The organism is Streptosporangium amethystogenes, assembly GCF_000721075.1.
In the GTDB taxonomy this organism is placed as follows: Bacteria; Actinomycetota; Actinomycetes; order Streptosporangiales; family Streptosporangiaceae; genus Streptosporangium; species Streptosporangium amethystogenes.
The window spans coordinates 57,569-72,778 of the sequence record NZ_JOEQ01000021.1; the positions used below are offsets into that span (position 1 = coordinate 57,569).

17 protein-coding genes are annotated in these 15,210 nt (G+C 70.7%); 16 read left to right on the top strand and 1 reads right to left on the bottom strand.

All coding sequences use genetic code 11. The annotated features are described in order from the left end of the window. Positions 1 to 160: 160 nt before the first annotated feature. From IG98_RS0126875 to IG98_RS0126885, 3 genes are all read left to right on the top strand, one after another. Complete coding sequence (locus IG98_RS0126875; protein WP_030917851.1) at positions 161 to 2,233, top strand: prolyl oligopeptidase family serine peptidase; 2,073 nt, start codon at positions 161 to 163, stop codon at positions 2,231 to 2,233. Positions 2,234 to 2,318: 85 nt separating this feature from the next. Next, positions 2,319 to 3,125, top strand: a complete 807-nt coding sequence (locus IG98_RS0126880; RefSeq protein ID WP_051752970.1) for a helix-turn-helix domain-containing protein — start codon at positions 2,319 to 2,321, stop codon at positions 3,123 to 3,125. Positions 3,126 to 3,199: 74 nt separating this feature from the next. Continuing rightward, complete coding sequence (locus IG98_RS0126885) at positions 3,200 to 3,547, top strand: VOC family protein (protein ID WP_030917853.1); 348 nt, start codon at positions 3,200 to 3,202, stop codon at positions 3,545 to 3,547. 18 nt (positions 3,548 to 3,565) lie between these two features. Here IG98_RS0126885 and hypF read toward each other — a convergent pair whose 3' ends face one another. After that, entirely contained in the window at positions 3,566 to 5,872 is a 2,307-nt protein-coding gene (gene hypF / locus IG98_RS0126890; RefSeq protein WP_030917856.1) for a carbamoyltransferase HypF, read from the bottom strand. 169 nt (positions 5,873 to 6,041) lie between these two features. Here hypF and IG98_RS0126895 point away from each other — a divergent pair, with 169 nt between their 5' ends. The 13 genes from IG98_RS0126895 (at position 6,042) to IG98_RS0126955 (ending at position 15,205) form a co-directional block, all read left to right on the top strand. Further along, positions 6,042 to 6,695: a D-sedoheptulose-7-phosphate isomerase gene (locus IG98_RS0126895; RefSeq protein WP_030917859.1), complete on the top strand. Its 654-nt coding sequence runs from the start codon at positions 6,042 to 6,044 to the stop codon at positions 6,693 to 6,695. Next, entirely contained in the window at positions 6,692 to 6,940 is a 249-nt protein-coding gene (locus IG98_RS0126900; protein ID WP_030917862.1) for a HypC/HybG/HupF family hydrogenase formation chaperone, read from the top strand. Before IG98_RS0126895 ends, IG98_RS0126900 begins: the two co-directional genes overlap by 4 nt. Continuing rightward, positions 6,927 to 7,640, top strand: coding sequence for a D-sedoheptulose-7-phosphate isomerase (locus IG98_RS0126905; protein ID WP_030917870.1), 714 nt, complete (start codon positions 6,927 to 6,929; stop codon positions 7,638 to 7,640). The genes IG98_RS0126900 and IG98_RS0126905 overlap by 14 nt, the downstream gene beginning before the upstream one ends. A gap of 65 nt (positions 7,641 to 7,705) precedes the next feature. Beyond that, complete coding sequence (locus IG98_RS0126910) at positions 7,706 to 8,782, top strand: NADH-quinone oxidoreductase subunit B family protein (RefSeq protein WP_030917871.1); 1,077 nt, start codon at positions 7,706 to 7,708, stop codon at positions 8,780 to 8,782. Between the two features lies 1 nt (position 8,783). Continuing rightward, complete coding sequence (locus IG98_RS0126915) at positions 8,784 to 10,565, top strand: nickel-dependent hydrogenase large subunit (protein ID WP_030917873.1); 1,782 nt, start codon at positions 8,784 to 8,786, stop codon at positions 10,563 to 10,565. Between the two features lie 57 nt (positions 10,566 to 10,622). After that, a complete protein-coding gene (locus IG98_RS0126920; protein ID WP_084195674.1) occupies positions 10,623 to 11,213 on the top strand; it encodes a NifU family protein in 591 nt (196 codons plus the stop codon). After that, on the top strand, positions 11,156 to 11,866 hold the full coding sequence (locus IG98_RS0126925; protein WP_245651731.1) for a DUF5947 family protein: 711 nt from the start codon (positions 11,156 to 11,158) through the stop codon (positions 11,864 to 11,866). Before IG98_RS0126920 ends, IG98_RS0126925 begins: the two co-directional genes overlap by 58 nt. Further along, positions 11,859 to 12,491: a DUF6084 family protein gene (locus IG98_RS0126930; protein WP_030917880.1), complete on the top strand. Its 633-nt coding sequence runs from the start codon at positions 11,859 to 11,861 to the stop codon at positions 12,489 to 12,491. The genes IG98_RS0126925 and IG98_RS0126930 overlap by 8 nt, the downstream gene beginning before the upstream one ends. Then, positions 12,488 to 13,942 (top strand): hypothetical protein, encoded by a 1,455-nt coding sequence (locus tag IG98_RS0126935; protein WP_211264108.1) that lies wholly within the window; start codon positions 12,488 to 12,490, stop codon positions 13,940 to 13,942. Before IG98_RS0126930 ends, IG98_RS0126935 begins: the two co-directional genes overlap by 4 nt. Beyond that, the gene (locus tag IG98_RS0126940) at positions 13,939 to 14,442 is read left to right on the top strand and encodes a hydrogenase maturation protease (protein WP_037971373.1); all 504 of its coding nucleotides are present in this window, start codon (positions 13,939 to 13,941) and stop codon (positions 14,440 to 14,442) included. Before IG98_RS0126935 ends, IG98_RS0126940 begins: the two co-directional genes overlap by 4 nt. After that, positions 14,436 to 14,540, top strand: coding sequence for a DUF6893 family small protein (locus IG98_RS54905; RefSeq protein WP_425428098.1), 105 nt, complete (start codon positions 14,436 to 14,438; stop codon positions 14,538 to 14,540). Before IG98_RS0126940 ends, IG98_RS54905 begins: the two co-directional genes overlap by 7 nt. Before the next feature lie 46 nt (positions 14,541 to 14,586). Further along, complete coding sequence (locus IG98_RS0126950) at positions 14,587 to 14,979, top strand: hydrogenase maturation nickel metallochaperone HypA/HybF (protein ID WP_030917892.1); 393 nt, start codon at positions 14,587 to 14,589, stop codon at positions 14,977 to 14,979. Beyond that, positions 14,954 to 15,205, top strand: a complete 252-nt coding sequence (locus IG98_RS0126955) for a HypC/HybG/HupF family hydrogenase formation chaperone (protein WP_342666848.1) — start codon at positions 14,954 to 14,956, stop codon at positions 15,203 to 15,205. The genes IG98_RS0126950 and IG98_RS0126955 overlap by 26 nt, the downstream gene beginning before the upstream one ends. Positions 15,206 to 15,210 lie beyond the last annotated feature (5 nt).

A 15,210-nucleotide genomic window follows, 5' to 3' on the forward strand; every position in this document is an offset into this window, starting at 1 on the left:
GGCTTCTGCGTCATGGTTCCCGCCACCCATAAATGACTGGAGAGAAACCTGATACGTTTTATGCCCGCATTACCAGTTCTTAACTCCTCCTGCCGCAGATCAGATACGCTCGTCGCGCAATGCCCGCGTTCTGCCCTGCCTAGGTCGTAGGGTTCCTGCCATGACGCGACAGCCATATCCTCCAGCCAGCCGTGTTGAGCTCGTCGAGGAGCTCCACGGGGTGCCTGTTTCCGACCCCTACCGCTGGCTGGAGGATTCGGATGATCCGGCGACGAAGGACTGGCTGGTGGGGCAGGAGAGGCTGCTGGAGACCGAGCTGGACATCCTTCCCGGACGCGAGGGTTTCAAGGCGCGGATCACGGAGTTGCTCAGGTCCGGTTCGGTCAGCGCGCCGACGTGGCGCGGGGAGCGGCAGTTCTTCATGAGGCGCACCCCGGGGCAGGAGCACGCCGTGCTCTACACCGTCGATCCCGGCGGCACCGAGCGGGCACTGCTCGACCCGATGGCGCTCGACCCGACCGGGCTGACCACCCTCGACTCCTGGCAGCCCGACAAGGAGGGCCGCCTGCTCGCCTACCAGGTCTCGGTGGGCGGCGACGAGGAGTCGAGCCTCTACCTGATGGACGTCGCGTTCGGCGACCGCATCGAGGGACCGATCGACCGCTGCCGCTACTCCCCCGTGGCGTGGCTGCCCGGCGGCGAGGCTTTCTACTACGTGCGCAGACTGCCCGCCACCGAGGTGCCCGAGGGGGAGGAGCAGTACCACCGCCGGGTCTACCTGCACAGGGTCGGCACCTCCACCGAGGAGGATGTCCTGATCTTCGGTGAGGGCCTGGAGAAGACCAACTACTACGGCGTGGCGGTCTCCCGCGACGGCCGCTGGCTGCAGATCTCCGCCTCCCGCGGCACCGCGCCGCGCAACGACCTGTGGGTGGCCGACCTGGAGGCCTCCTCTCCCTCCTCCCCGGACCTGGTCGTCGTCCAGCAGGACGTCGACGCCCAGACGGCCCTGCACTTCGGCCGCGACGGCCGCCTGTACGTCTTCACGGACCGCGACGCCCCGCGCGCCCGTGTCTGCGTGACCGACCCGTCCGACCCTCGGTTCGAGAGCTGGCGTGACCTCATCCCGCAGGACCCCGAGGCCGTGCTGACGGACTTCGCGATCCTCGACGACCTCGACCGGCCGGTCATGCTCGCCGGCTGGACCCGTCACGCGATCAGCGAGATCTCGGTACACGACCTGGCCACCGGCGAGCGCGTCGGAGATGTGCCGACGCCGGGCCTGGGCACCATCGGCGGCATCAGCGAGCGCCCGGAGGGCGGCCACGAGGCGTGGTTCGGCTACACCGACAACACCACTCCGCCGAGCATCCAGCGCTACGACGCCCGCACCGGCGAGACGACGCTCTGGGCCGCCTCCCCCGGCGCCGTCGAGGTGCCCGCCGTCGACACCGAGCAGGTGACCTACCGCTCCGCCGACGGCAGCGAGGTCCACATGCTGGTGATCTCCCGCCCCGGCGCCGAGGGCCCGCGCCCCACGGTCCTGTACGGCTACGGCGGTTTCGGGCTCTCGATGACCCCCGGCTACTCGGCGTCCATCCTGAGCTGGGTCGAGGCGGGCGGCACGTACGCCATCGCCCAGCTGCGCGGCGGCGGCGAGCAGGGCGAGGAGTGGCACCGGGCCGGGATGCTCTCCCACAAGCAGAACGTCTTCGACGACCTGCACGCGGCGGCCGAGTACCTGATCGCCACCGGCGTGACCACGTCCTCGCAACTGGCCATCTCCGGCGGCTCGAACGGCGGCCTCCTGGTCGGTGCGGCCCTGACCCAGCGCCCGGAGCTGTACGCCGCGGTGGTCTGCTCGGCGCCGCTGCTCGACATGATCCGCTACGAGCTGTTCGGCCTGGGCGCGACCTGGAACGTCGAGTACGGCTCTGCCGAGAAGCCCGACGAGTTCGCCTGGCTGCACTCCTACTCTCCCTACCATCACGTGCGCGAGGGGGAGTGCTACCCGGCGACGTTGTTCACGGTCTTCCAGTCCGACACCCGGGTCCATCCGCTGCACGCCTGGAAGATGTGCGCGGCCCTGCAGCACGCCCAGGCCTGTGACCGGCCGATCCTGCTCCGCAACGAGATCGAGGCCGGCCACGGGGCCCGTTCGGTGAGCAAGACCATCGAGCTCGCCGCCGACCAGCTGACCTTCCTCGCCTACCACACCGGACTGACCTCCTGAGAAGCGGAGAGGGCACCTCCTGGGGAGCCCTCTCCCAGCACGGCCGCGACGCCGGACTGTCGTGGGCGGCGGTTATGGTCGGGGAGTGGACGACGCAGCGGTGACCGAGGGCCTGACCTTCGTCGCGGGCGAGCCCGGTGCCTTCCTTCGGCCGTACGTCACGCACCTGTCGGCCTACACCGAGCGTCACGCCGAGCCCGTGCCCCGGCGGCAGCCGCCGTTCGCCGGCATCGTGATGATCTTCGGTTTCGGCGCGCCGCTCGCGCTGAGCGGGCCGCGGGGAGACCGGCGGCTGGCGTCGTTCGCGGGCGGCCTGCACGACACCTACGTCGACACCACCACGGCCGGAACCGCCGAGGGGGTGCAGGTCAACCTCACACCGCTCGGGGCCAGGCGGCTGCTCGGGGTGCCCATGCGGGAGCTGACCAACCGGGTGGTGTCGCTGGAGGAGGTGCTCGGACCGTGGGCCACGACCACGGTCGAGCGGTTGGCACAGGCTTCCGGACGGGCCGCCCGGCTCGCGCTGCTGGACGAGACGCTCAGCGAGCGGATCGACGAGGCGCCGGTCGCCGACCGCCGCGTCGGCTGGGCGTGGAGCCGCCTGGTCGCCGCCCGTGGCGCGGTGTCCGTGGCCTCGATAGCCGCCGAGCTGGGATGGAGCCACCGGCATCTGGTCTCCCGCTTCCACGACCAGGTCGGGCTGGCGCCGAAGGCCGCGGCCAGGGTGCTGCGCTTCGAGCACGCCACCGACCGGCTGAGATCCGGCATGTCCTTGGCCGACACCGCGGCCGTCTGCGGCTACTACGACCAGTCCCATATGAACCGCGACTTCAGGGCCATGGTCGGAGTCACCCCCCGCGAGCTGGCGGCGCCGCCGCGCGCCTCCGGGTGAGCAGGTCAGATTTTTCCAAGCCCCGCCCCTCCTGCCGGTGACATCGTGGTGATCACCGAACAGGAGGAGGAAGCATGCGAACCGTGTATCCGCTGGTCCGTTACCATGACCCCGCCAAGGCCGTCGACTGGCTGGTCCAGGCATTCGGATTCGAGATCCATGAGCTCACCACGGCAGCCGACGGGGGCGTCGGCCATGGTGAACTGATCGTCGGCACCGGGATGGTCATGACCGGTAGGGGCGAGCCCGGCGGCCCGGGGATCTACATCGCCGTGGACGACCCCGACGCCCACCACGACAGGGCCGTCGCGGCCGGAGCCGAGGTCACCAGCGAGCTGACCGACCAGGACTACGGCTCGCGCGACTACGCCTGCAAGGACCCGGAGGGCAACCTCTGGTACTTCGGGACATACCGGCCCTGACCTCCGCGACGCCCCTGGTCAGGACCCGGGGCAGGGGTGGCCGAGGACGTCGCGCGCCGCCGCCACGGCGGCCTGGCCGAAGCTGATGCCGCCGTCGTTGGGGGGTACGGCACGGTGGGTCAGGACCCGGAAGCCGCCGAGCCCGAGGGCGCCCGCGAGGCCGTCGAGCAACAGGCGGTTCTGGAAGACCCCGCCGGACAGGGCGACCGTGCCGATCCCGGTGCTCTCGCGGATCCTGGCGCACGCCGCGGCGGTGACGGCGGCGAGCCCGTTGTGGAAGCGGGTGGAGACGAGCGCCGGGACCACCCCCGCGCGGGTCTCCTCGGCGACCGCACGGACGAGGTCCGCCACCTGGATCGTCACGAGCGACCCCTCGTCGAGGATCCGCGCCGGGTAGGCGCCGCCCTCGGCGGGGTCGGCCCGCTGCTCCAGGGCGATCGCGGCCTGTCCCTCGTATCCGGCGGTGTCGCGGAGCCCGAGGATCGCCGCCACGGCGTCGAACAGGCGGCCCGCACTGGAGGTGAGCGGGGAGTTCGTCCCCGCTCTGGCCACGGCGAGCACCTCGTCCCAGCGTGTGCCGTGGCGGGCCCTGACCCGCAGGTCCTCGGGGAGCGCGGCACCGTACGCCGCGTTCAGGTGGGCGGCCGCCATCCGCCAGGGCTGCCTGATGGCCGCGGTACCGCCGGGCATCGGCACCGGCGCCAGGCGGCCGGCACGGGTGAAGCCGACAAGGTCGGCCACCAGGAGCTCGCCACCCCAGATCGTGCCGTCGGTGCCGTATCCGAGACCGTCGAAGGCCACCCCGATGACCGGGCCGCTCTCGGCGTTGTCGGCCAGGCAGGAGGCGATGTGCGCGTGGTGGTGCTGCACCCCGGTCAGGTCCACCGACTCCAGATCGAGGGCGTACTTGGTGGACAGGTACTCGGGGTGGAGGTCGTGCGCGACGAGGCCGGGGGTGATGCCGAGCAGGCGCCCGAGGTGTTCGATCCCCTCGGTGAAGGAGCGCAGCGTCTCGTAGTTCTCCAGGTCTCCTATGTGCTGGGAGACGAAGGCGTACCCGCGCCTCGCGAGACAGAACGTGCTCTTCAGCTCGGCGCCGCAGGCGAGCACGGGCCGCCGGGCGGGCGGTGAGAGCCGCAGTGGCTCCGGGGCGTATCCCCGGGACCTGCGCAGCGGTAGCGCCCGCCCTCGCGCGACGAGGACCACGGAGTCGTCGGCGCGGATGTGAATCGGCCGGTCGTGGGTCAGGAAGGCGTCCGCGATCCCGGCGAGCCTGACGAGCGCGTCGTCGTCGCGGTGGGCGATGGGCTCATCGGAGAGGTTCCCGCTGGTGAGCACGTACGGCCGGGTGAACTCGGCGGCGAGCAGGTGGTGGACCGGCGTGTACGGCAGCATGAGGCCGAGGGTGCGGTCGCCCGGTGCCACGGCTCTGGCCGGCGCGGCACCGGAGCGGCGGGGCAGCAGCACGATCGGGCGTCGCGGGCCGATGAGCAGTCGCTCGCTCTCCTCGTCCAGTTCGCAGAGCGCGTGGGCGGCGCGCAGGTCGGGAACCATGATCGCGAACGGTCTGTCCTCGCGGCGCTTGCGAGCACGGAGGGTCCTGGCGGCCTTCTCGTTGGCCGCGTCGACCGCCAGGTGGTACCCGCCGAGCCCCTTGACCGCCAGCACGCCGCCCGCCCGCAGCACCTCCGCCGCCGCCACGATCGGGTCGTCACCGCCGCCGTGCGGAGCGCCGCCGTCCAGCAGGCGCAGCACCGGGCCGCAGGCCGGGCAGCAGATCGGCTGGGCATGGAACCTGCGGTCCGACGGGTCGAGGTACTCCCCCTCGCACTCCCCGCACATGGCGAATCCGGCCATTGTGGTGGCGGGCCGGTCGTAGGGGAGGTCCCGGATGATGGTGAATCTCGGCCCGCAGTTGGTGCAGTTGACGAAGGGGTGACGGTATCGCCGGTCGGCGGGGTCGAACAGCTCGCCCAGGCAGTCATCACATGTCGCGACATCAGGTGAGATAAGAGTGACCCGCTGGTCTTCGTCCCGGCTGGCCGCGATGCGGAATCCGCGCTCTCCGCGCACCGGTATCGCGGTGGCCGTCATGCGGTGGATCACCGCCAGCGGCGGGGCCTGACCTCGCAGGTCCTCCTGGAAGCGCGCGACGTCGCCGGGCACCCCCTCGGCCTCGATGAAAACACCGTGGCTGTCGTTGCCCACCCATCCCGACAGCTCCAGCCGCCGGGCCAGGGAGTGGACATGGGGACGGAAGCCCACCCCCTGCACGATCCCCTCGACCCTGATCCTGACGCGGACCCGCGCCCGCCCCGTGCCCATCCCGCCATCCTTCCCGCGCCCGGCGGGAAGACCTCGGGGCTCGCATGATCTGGACGGGAAGGTTACGTCGATGATCAGAGCTTTGCCGTTGGTTGTCGAGCCAAGGGTGTCGGCCCTGAAACGGCCAATCGTAACGTAGCGACTACCGTGAAAAATACGGAGCGTTGACATGCCTGTCACACCGAGTACCCAAGCATCGCCCGCCGTCACCCCGGTCACGGAGGCGGAGGTCATCGCGGCCTTCGCACGACGGGAGCACGCCGGGCGCGCCCTGGCGGGAGACGTGGAGCGCATCGCGCGTGCCGCCCAGGCCATGGCCGCCAGGTTCCATCTCGGCGGCAAGCTGATCGTTTTCGGCGACGGCGGCGCGGGCTCGGACGCGGCACACGTCGCGGTCGAGTTCATGCACCCGGTCATCATCGGCAAGAGGGCGCTCGCGGCGGTGGCACTGAGCAACGACGCGATGACCGGCCGGAACGGTGCGAACGGCGGGGACGCCGCCGAGGTCTTCGCCCACCAGGTGCGCCACTGGGCGGACGCCTCCGACATGGCCCTGGGAATCTCCCGTGACGACCGGTGCGTGAGCGTCCCGCGAGGCCTGCGGGCCGCTGGGGAACTGGGCCTGCTGACCATCGCCCTGACCTGCGGCGAAGCCCGTGGGGACGGGCACGGAGGCGAGGTGGCCGACCATGTCCTGGTCGCCGCGACCGACGACCCCGCCGTGGTCAAGGAGGTCCACGTCACCGCTTACCACCTGCTGTGGGAGCTGGTCCATGTGTTCTTCGACCGGCTCGGCCCACCCGGGCGACGGGCGTCCCGGTGAACGGGCCCGAGGACTGTACCGCCGGTGTCTGCATCACCTGCTCCGACCAGGCACTGCCGGTGAGGGTGGTCAGGCTGCTGGAGGGGGAGCTGGCGATCGTCGACGCCGGCGGGGTCCTCGAAGAGGTGAGCGTGGCCCTGATCGACCCGGTGGTGGGCGACACCGTCCTCGTACACGCCAGGGAGGCCATCGCCGTGATCGCGCACGGGAACGAAGGACGGGGAGACGACGATGAGCACGCTTGACGAAACGCCCGCGGAGGGCACCCGAGGGCTGTACCCCTTCCTCGACGAGTACGAGCCCCCGGACCGGACCCCGGACACGGCGGAGACCGAGGCCAGGCGGTCGGCGGTGGAGAAGACCGGCGAGATCGTGCGGCTGCGCCGGTGGGTGGGTGAGGAGTCGGCGGCGGAGCTGGCCGCGTGCGCCGGGCAGATGGCGGCGAGGTTCGCCTCCGGCGGCCGGCTGTTCAGCTTCGGCAACGGCGGGAGCAGCACCGACGCCCAGGAGGTCGCCGACGCCTTCCTGCACCCCCACCGCGGCCCGGCCCTGCCCGCGCTCTCCCTGACCGGTGACGTCGCCGTGGTCACCGCGCTCTCCAACGACGTCGGGTTCGAGGTGGTCTTCTCCAGGCAGCTCGCGGCGCTCGGCCGGCCGGGGGACATCGCCGTCGGCCTGTCCACGAGTGGCGGCTCCGCCAACGTCGTCCGGGCGTTCGAGGAGGCGGCCCGCCGGGACATGCTCACCGTCGGGCTGGCCGGCGGAGGGGGCGGCAGGCTGACCGAACTGTCCGAGCTGGGCGTTCTGGCCCACCTGTTCGTCGTCCCCTCCTCCTCGGTGCACCGGATCCAGGAGGCCCAGACCACCCTCTACCACGTCCTGTGGGAGCTCACCCGGCACGCGCTCGGACCGGCGCCGATCCCGCGAGCGCACGACCCCGGCTGAGAGCCGGCGTTCCCCCCTTTCCCTTCACGATCCACGAAGACATCCACCAGGAGTGGGGAGACGTCATGGCAGCGCCGACAGACGCGGCAGGCAGCAGCTCTCCGGAGCAGCAGGAACCGACCGTCCACATACTGTGGATCAACGCCGGGCTGAGCTGCGACGGCGACTCCGTCGCGCTCACCGCGGCGACGCAGCCGAGCATCGAGGAGATCGTGCTCGGCGCGCTTCCCGGGCTTCCCAAGGTCGCCGTGCACTGGCCTCTGATCGACTTCGAGTCCGGGCCGATGCAGGGCGCGGACGTCTTCATCGAGTGGTTCTTCAAGGCCGATCGCGGCGAGCTGGATCCGTTCGTGCTGGTCGTCGAGGGCTCGATCCCGAACGAGTCGATCAAGCAGGAGGGGTACTGGTGCGGTTTCGGCAACAACCCCGACACCGGCCAGCCCATGACGACCAGCGAGTGGCTGGACCGGCTCGCGCCCAAGGCGACCGCGATCGTGTGCGCGGGCACCTGCTCGGCGTACGGCGGCATCCACGCGATGGCCGGGAATCCGACCGGGGCCATGGGCGTCGCCGACTACCTGGGCTGGGACTGGAGGTCCAAGGCGGGCCTGCCGATCGTCAACGTGCCCGGCTGCCCGATCCAGCCGGACAACCTCTCCGAGACGCTCCTCTACCTGCTCTACCAGGTCGCCGGACAGGCACCGATGATCCCGCTGGACGAGGCGCTGCGGCCGACGTGGCTGTTCGGCCAGACCGTCCACGAGGGCTGTGACCGCGGCGGCTACTACGAGCAGGGCCAGTTCGCCACCGAGTACGGCTCGCCGAAGTGCCTGGTGAAGATCGGCTGCTGGGGGCCGGTCGTCCGGTGCAACGTCCCCAAGCGCGGCTGGATGAACGGGATCGGCGGCTGCCCGAACGTGGGAGGCATCTGCATCGCCTGCACGATGCCGGGCTTCCCCGACAAGTTCATGCCGTTCATGGACGAGCCGCCCGGCGCCCTCATCTCCTCGACGGTGAGCGGCGCGTACGGGACGGTCATCCGGACGCTGCGCGGCATCACCTCCAGAACCGTCGAGAAGGAACCGAAATGGCGCCACAAGGGGCGCGAGCTGCTGACCGGCTACAAGGCGCCCTGGAGCTGACATGACGACATCGGAGCAGAACCCGGAACTCGTGGAGATGGCCTGGGACCCCATCACCAGGATCGTCGGGAGCCTCGGCATCTACTGCAAGATCGATTTCAAGAACCGGCAGGTCGCCGAGTGCTACAGCACCTCGTCGATCTTCCGCGGCTACAGCATCTTCATGAAGGGCAAGGACCCGCGCGACGCCCACTTCATCACCAGCCGCATCTGCGGGATCTGCGGTGACAACCACGCGACCTGCTCGGTCTACGCGCAGAACATGGCCTACGGGGTGCGGCCCCCGGCCCTGGGCGAGTGGATCGTCAACCTCGGCGAGGCCGCCGAGTACATGTTCGACCACAACATCTACCAGGAGAACCTGGTGGGGGTCGACTACTGCGAGAAGATGGTCCGCGAGACCAACCCCGGCGTGCTGGCGATGGCCGAACGCACCGAGGCGCCGCACGCGGGCGACCACGGCTACCGGACCATCGCCGACATCATGCGCTCGCTGAACCCGCTGGAAGGCGAGTTCTACCGCGAGGCGCTGGCGGTGAGCCGCACCACCCGGGAGATGTTCTGCCTCATGGAGGGCAGGCACGTGCACCCCTCCACGCTCTATCCCGGCGGGGTCGGCACGGTCGCGACGGTGCAGTTGTTCACCGACTACCTGACCCGGCTGATGCGCTACGTGGAGTTCATGAAGCGGGTCGTGCCCATGCACGACGACCTGTTCGACTTCTTCTACCAGGCGCTGCCCGGCTACGAGGAGGTCGGCCGCAGGCGCGTGCTGCTGGGGTGCTGGGGAAGCTTCCAGAACCCCGAGCACTGCGACTTCACCTACCGCAACATGAGCGACTGGGGCCGCGAGATGTTCGTCACGCCGGGGGTGATCGTCGACGGCAGGCTGGTCACCAACGACCTGGTCGACATCAACCTCGGCATCCGGATCCTGCTGGGCAGCTCCTACTACGACGACTGGCAGGGACAGCAGCCGTTCGTCACCCACGACCCGCTGGGCAACCCGGTCGACATCCGGCACCCGTGGAACCAGCACACCATTCCACACCCGCAGAAACGCGACTTCAGCGACAGGTACAGCTGGGTCATGTCGCCCCGCTGGTTCGACGGGGACAACACGCTCGCGCTCGACACCGGCGGCGGGCCCATCGCCAGGCTCTGGTCGACGGCGCTGTCCGGCAAGGTCGACATCGGCTACGTCAGGTCCACCGGTCACAGCGTGGAGATCAACCTGCCACGGACCGCGCTGAAGCCGGAGAAGACGTTCGAGTGGAAGATTCCCGAGTACAAGGGGCAGCCGCTGTCCAACGCCCTGGAGCGCAACCGGGCCCGCACCTACTTCCAGGCCTACGCGGCGGCGTGCGCGCTGTACTTCGTCGAGCAGGGCCTGGCCGAGGTGCGCGCGGGCCACACCCAGACCTGGGCGCCGTTCACGGTTCCCGACGAGACGATCAGCTGCGGCTTCACCGAGGCCGTGCGGGGCGTGCTCTCCCACCACATGGTGATCAGGGACGGGAAGATCGCCAACTACCATCCGTATCCGCCGACCCCCTGGAACGCCAGCGTCCGCGACGTGCACGGCACGCCGGGACCCTACGAGGACGCGGTGCAGAACACACCGATCTTCGAGGAGAACCCGCCCGCGGACTTCAAGGGCATCGACATCATGCGCACCGTGCGGAGCTTCGACCCGTGCCTGCCGTGCGGGGTGCACATGTACCTCGGCGGCGGCGAGGAGCTTCGCAGGCTGCACACCCCGCACGCCTTCGACACCACCTGATCCAGCGGCCGCCGGGGGGCCGACCGCTCCCCGGCACCGGGAAGGGGGCCTGGGCAGATGCCGCAAGCCCATGACATCCGGGTGACCGGCGATCGCGTCGAGGCGCTGATCGCCGACCTCGGCACGCTGAGCGACGCCGTGACCCGCGCCAAGGCCGAGGACCTGGTACGGGCCCTCGTCGAACTGTACGGTGCCGGTCTGGAGCGCGTCGTCGAGATCGTCACCGAGACCGAGGCGGCCGAGGTGCTGCGCCGCCTGGTCGGCGACCCGCTCGTGTCCGGCCTGCTGGTGCTGCACGACCTGCACCCGCTGAGCACGGTCGAGCGCGTTCGCGAGGCGCTGGACGGCGTACGGCCCTATCTGGGGTCGCACGAGGGCGGCGTGGAGCTGCTCGGCGTGGGCGAGGACGGGATCGTACGGCTCCGCCTGGAGGGCACCTGCCATGGCTGCCCCTCCTCGCGGCTCACCGTGACCGACGCCATCGAGCGGGCCATCGGCCAGGCCGCTCCCGAGGTGTCCGGGGTGGAGGTCGAGGGGGTGACCGACGACCGCTCGGAGCTGTTGCAGATCCAGCGCCGAGCGCCCGGCCCGTGCCCGGTGCCGGAGCGGACGCCCGCGCCGGAACCGGCCTCGGGGCCGGTGTCGTGACGGCCACCGGGCTGCGCAGGTTCCGCGAGCCGCCCAGCAGGGGCGGTCCGCCGGTGACGCTCTGCGAGCTGTGCGCGGAGCCCACCGGCGAGGACCACGGCCACGTCGTGAACGTCGAGACCCGGGGACTGCTGTGCGCCTGCCGGGCCTGCCACCTGCTGTTCACCCGCGGCACGGGGGGCCGGGCACGCTACCGGGCCGTCCCCCGACGCTACCTTCACGACCCGCGGTTCCCGCTGAGCTCGGCCGACTGGGACGAGATGCAGATCCCGGTCCGTACGGCGTTCTTCTTCCACAACTCCGTACTGGGCAGGACGGTCGCGTTCTACCCGAGCCCTGCGGGCGCCACCGAGTCGCTGCTGCCGCTGGAGACGTGGAAGCGCGTCCTGGTGGCCAACCCGGCGATGGCCGACGTCCAGCCCGATGTGGAGGCGCTCCTGGTGGACCACCGCCCCGACGGCGGCTTCGCCTGCCACCTGGTGCCGATCGACACCTGCTACGAGCTGGTCGGCCTGGTGCGGCTGCACTGGAAGGGCTTCGACGGCGGCCAGGAGGTGCGGGAGGCCATGGAGGGCTTCTTCGCCGACCTGCGCGGCCGCGGTCCCGAGGTGTCCGCCGCCTCTCGGGTAAGGGGTTGTGACGGCCGTGGCTGAGCTCGCGTTCGACTGCGTGGGCGTCCGGGCGGAGGCGTACGCCGCCTTCCCAACGCTCGTCTTCCGGCTGCGCGTCACCGACCCCTCCCCCGGCGGGGTGCACACCATCGCGCTCCGCTGCCAGATCCGGGTGGAACCGCGGCTGAGGCGCTACGGCGACACCGAGGCGGAGCTGCTCGGCGACCTGTTCGGTGACCCGTCCCGGTGGGGCGACACGCTGAAGCCCCTGCAGTTCGCCAACGTCTCGGTCATGGTCCCGGCGTTCACCGGAAGTACCGAGGTCGACCTGCCGGTGCCCTGCGGCTACGACCTGGATGTGGCCGCGGGCAGGTACTTCGCCGCGCTGGACGAGGGCGAGATCCCGATGCTCATGCTCTTCAGCGGGACGGTGTTCGCCAGGGCGCCGGGCGGCTTCTCGGTGAGCCAGGTGCCCTGGCACCACGAGGCCCGCTGCCGGCTGCCGGTGGCGGTGTGGCGGGAGCTCATGGACCGCTACTTCCCGGATTCCGGGTGGCTGCGGCTGCGGCGCGACACGCTTCGGGAACTCAGCCGCTTCAAGTCCGCCCGTGCCCTGACCACCTGGGACGAGACCCTGGAACTACTGCTCAAGGAGGCGCGGCGATGAGTGTGCCGATGGACATCGCCCGGCGGGTGGCGGACGCGGTGCTGTACGAGGGCTACCTGCTCTATCCCTACCGCGCCTCGGCGGCCAAGAACCAGGTGCGCTGGCAGTTCGGGGTGCTCGTCCCGCCGGGGTTCACCTCGACCGCCGAGCACCCGGCCAGCGTGACCGAATGCCTCCTGGAGGGGGCCACGTACGCCGTGGCGCACCTGAGCCTGCGCTTCCTCCACCTCAGAACGCGCGGCGTCGAGCGCGCCGAGGACGACGGCTACTGGCCGGTCCAGCAGCTACGGAACGGTCAGCGGACCTACCTCAGCTTCGACGAGGCGACCGAGCGGGAGGTGGAGACGGTGCTCCCCGTCGCCGGCCTGCTCGACGCCCCCGAGCGGGTGATCGAGGTAGGGATTCCCGGGGACCGCGTGATCGAGCCGATCGTGGCGTCGTCCGGAGAGGTCGTGGGACGCGTCGTCTCCGAACACCTGCCGCTCCACGCCGAGCTCAGGGTCTCCGCCGAACTGGTGCCCGGCCCCTACGACCTGGTCAAGCTGCGCGCCCGGGTGGCGAACACCGACGACTGGAAACCGCTGGGCGCACCGCGCGAGCAGGCGCTGCGGCATTCGCTGATCTCGGCGCACCTGCTCATCGCGGTGACCGCCGGGGCCTTCGTCTCCCTGCTCGACCCGCCGGAATGGGCGCGGCCGGCCGTGGAGACCTGCCGCAACGAGCACACCTGGCCCGTACTCGTGGGCGAGCCCGGCCACCGGGACGTGATGCTCTCCTCGCCGATCATCCTCTACGACCACCCGGACATCGCTCCGGAGAGCCCTGGCACCCTGTTCGACTCCACCGAGATCGACGAGATGCTCCACCTCCGCACGCTCACCCTCACCGACGAGGAGACGCGGGAGGCTCGGGCGACCGATCCCCGGGTGGCCGAGCTCATCGACATGGTCACCGGCATGCCGCCCGAGCTGGTGGAGCGGCTGCACGGCGCGATCCGCTCGGTGGACGCGACCACGGACCCGCGAGGTGAGCCTCCGTGGCAGGAGGGGGACCTCCAGAACCGGCCGGAGGTTCTCACCCCCTGGTGGGACCCCGCGGGCGATGCCACGGTCTCGCCGGAGACCGACAGCGTGACGGTCTGCGGGGTGGCCGTCTCCAGGGGCAGCAGGGTCCGGCTGGTTCCCGGCAGGCGGCGCGCCGACGCCCACGACATGTTCCTGGCCGGCAGGACCGCACACGTCGAGGCGGTGCTCCTCGATCTCGACGGCGCCCACCACCTGGCCGTCACCCTCGACGAGGACCCGGGCGCCGACCTGCACCGATCGCACGGCCGATTCCTCTACTTCGCCCCCGACGAGATCGAGCCACTCCCGGACGACGCACCCACCGGCGGCCCGGCCTCGGGCGGGCCGGCCTCGGAGGGATCGCTCGACGGGGAGGCCGGCGCATGAGGATCCTGGTGGCCGGTGTGGGGAACGTCTTCCTCGGCGACGACGGCTTCGGGGTCGCGGTGGCCAGGCGCCTGGCGGACACCGACCTGCCGGCCGAGGTCGAACTGCGGGATTTCGGCATCCGGGGAATCCACCTGGCCTACGAGCTGACCGGTGGCGGGTACGACAGCACGATCCTCATCGACGCGGTATCCCGCGACGGCCCGCCCGGCACCCTGTACGTCCTCGAACCGACGGCGGGCGAGACGCCGGGCTCCTTCGCCGACGCGCACTCGATGACACCCGAGACCGTGCTGTCGCTGGTGGACACGCTCGGTGGCGGGGCAGGCCGCGTCCTGCTCGTCGGCTGCCAGCCCGCCGACACCTCACCGGGCATGGAGCTCAGCGCGCCGGTCGCGGACGCCGTCGGCAGAGCGGCGGACCTGGTCGTCGAGCTGGCCGGGCAACAGATCGCGATGGCACTCGCCACCGCGGGGCACGAGGAGGAACGAACATGCTGAAACGCCTTCTGGCCGGGTCGGTGCTGGCGGGAGCGGCCGTGCTGCTCTACCTGGCACTTCCCGATATCAAGCGCTATCTGAGGATGCGCAGCATGTGACACATCCAGCCACCGGGACATCGAGCTCGAACGAGAGGGAACAGCCGTGCACGAATTCGGAATCGCCGAGGCGATCCTCACCGCTGTGGAGAAACGGGCGGCCGGCAGGAGGGTGCGGCGGGCGCGAGTGCACGCGGGTGCCCTGCTCCGCGTCACCGAACCGGTGATCAACCAGGCGTTCTCCGCGATCGCCGACGGGTCCGTGGCCGAGGGCGCCCAGGTGGACCTGGTCATCGTCCCGGTGCGGATGACCTGCCGCTCCTGCGGGAGCACATCCACCTCCGTCGACCCCTTCACCGTCTGCGCGGGGTGCGGCGGCACCGATATCGACACCGAGGGCGGCGACGACCTCGTCCTCGAATCCATCCAGATGGCGGAGGCCGCTCATGTGCCTGGGAATTCCCGGGGAGATCGTGGAGATCCTGTCCGACCGTCCTGACCTGGCCATGGTCGACGTCAGTGGCGTCAAGCGCGCCATCAACATCGGCCTGCTGGAGGGCGAGTCCGTGGTACCCGGCGACTGGATCCTCATCCACGTCGGGTTCGCGCTGTCGAAGATCGACGAGGTGGAGGCCAGGGCCGCGCTCGACTTCCTGGAGAGCATCGGCCAGGCGTACGAGGACGAGATCGCGGCCCTCCGAGAATCCATGATCGAAGAGGGGTGAGGGTC

Bases quoted from the DNA above. Each gene is read 5' to 3' on its own strand.
- IG98_RS0126935 (WP_211264108.1), top strand. From the start codon at position 12,488: ATGAGTGTGCCGATGGACATCGCCCGGCGGGTGGCGGACGCGGTGCTG.
- IG98_RS0126910 (WP_030917871.1), top strand. From the start codon at position 7,706: ATGGCAGCGCCGACAGACGCGGCAGGCAGCAGCTCTCCGGAGCAGCAG.
- IG98_RS0126885 (WP_030917853.1), top strand. From the start codon at position 3,200: ATGCGAACCGTGTATCCGCTGGTCCGTTACCATGACCCCGCCAAGGCC.
- IG98_RS0126875 (WP_030917851.1), top strand. From the start codon at position 161: ATGACGCGACAGCCATATCCTCCAGCCAGCCGTGTTGAGCTCGTCGAG.
- IG98_RS0126905 (WP_030917870.1), top strand. From the start codon at position 6,927: ATGAGCACGCTTGACGAAACGCCCGCGGAGGGCACCCGAGGGCTGTAC.
- IG98_RS0126915 (WP_030917873.1), top strand. From the start codon at position 8,784: ATGACGACATCGGAGCAGAACCCGGAACTCGTGGAGATGGCCTGGGAC.
- IG98_RS0126940 (WP_037971373.1), top strand. From the start codon at position 13,939: ATGAGGATCCTGGTGGCCGGTGTGGGGAACGTCTTCCTCGGCGACGAC.
- IG98_RS0126895 (WP_030917859.1), top strand. From the start codon at position 6,042: ATGCCTGTCACACCGAGTACCCAAGCATCGCCCGCCGTCACCCCGGTC.
- hypF (WP_030917856.1), bottom strand. From the start codon at position 5,872: ATGGGCACGGGGCGGGCGCGGGTCCGCGTCAGGATCAGGGTCGAGGGG.
- IG98_RS54905 (WP_425428098.1), top strand. From the start codon at position 14,436: ATGCTGAAACGCCTTCTGGCCGGGTCGGTGCTGGCGGGAGCGGCCGTG.
- IG98_RS0126920 (WP_084195674.1), top strand. From the start codon at position 10,623: ATGCCGCAAGCCCATGACATCCGGGTGACCGGCGATCGCGTCGAGGCG.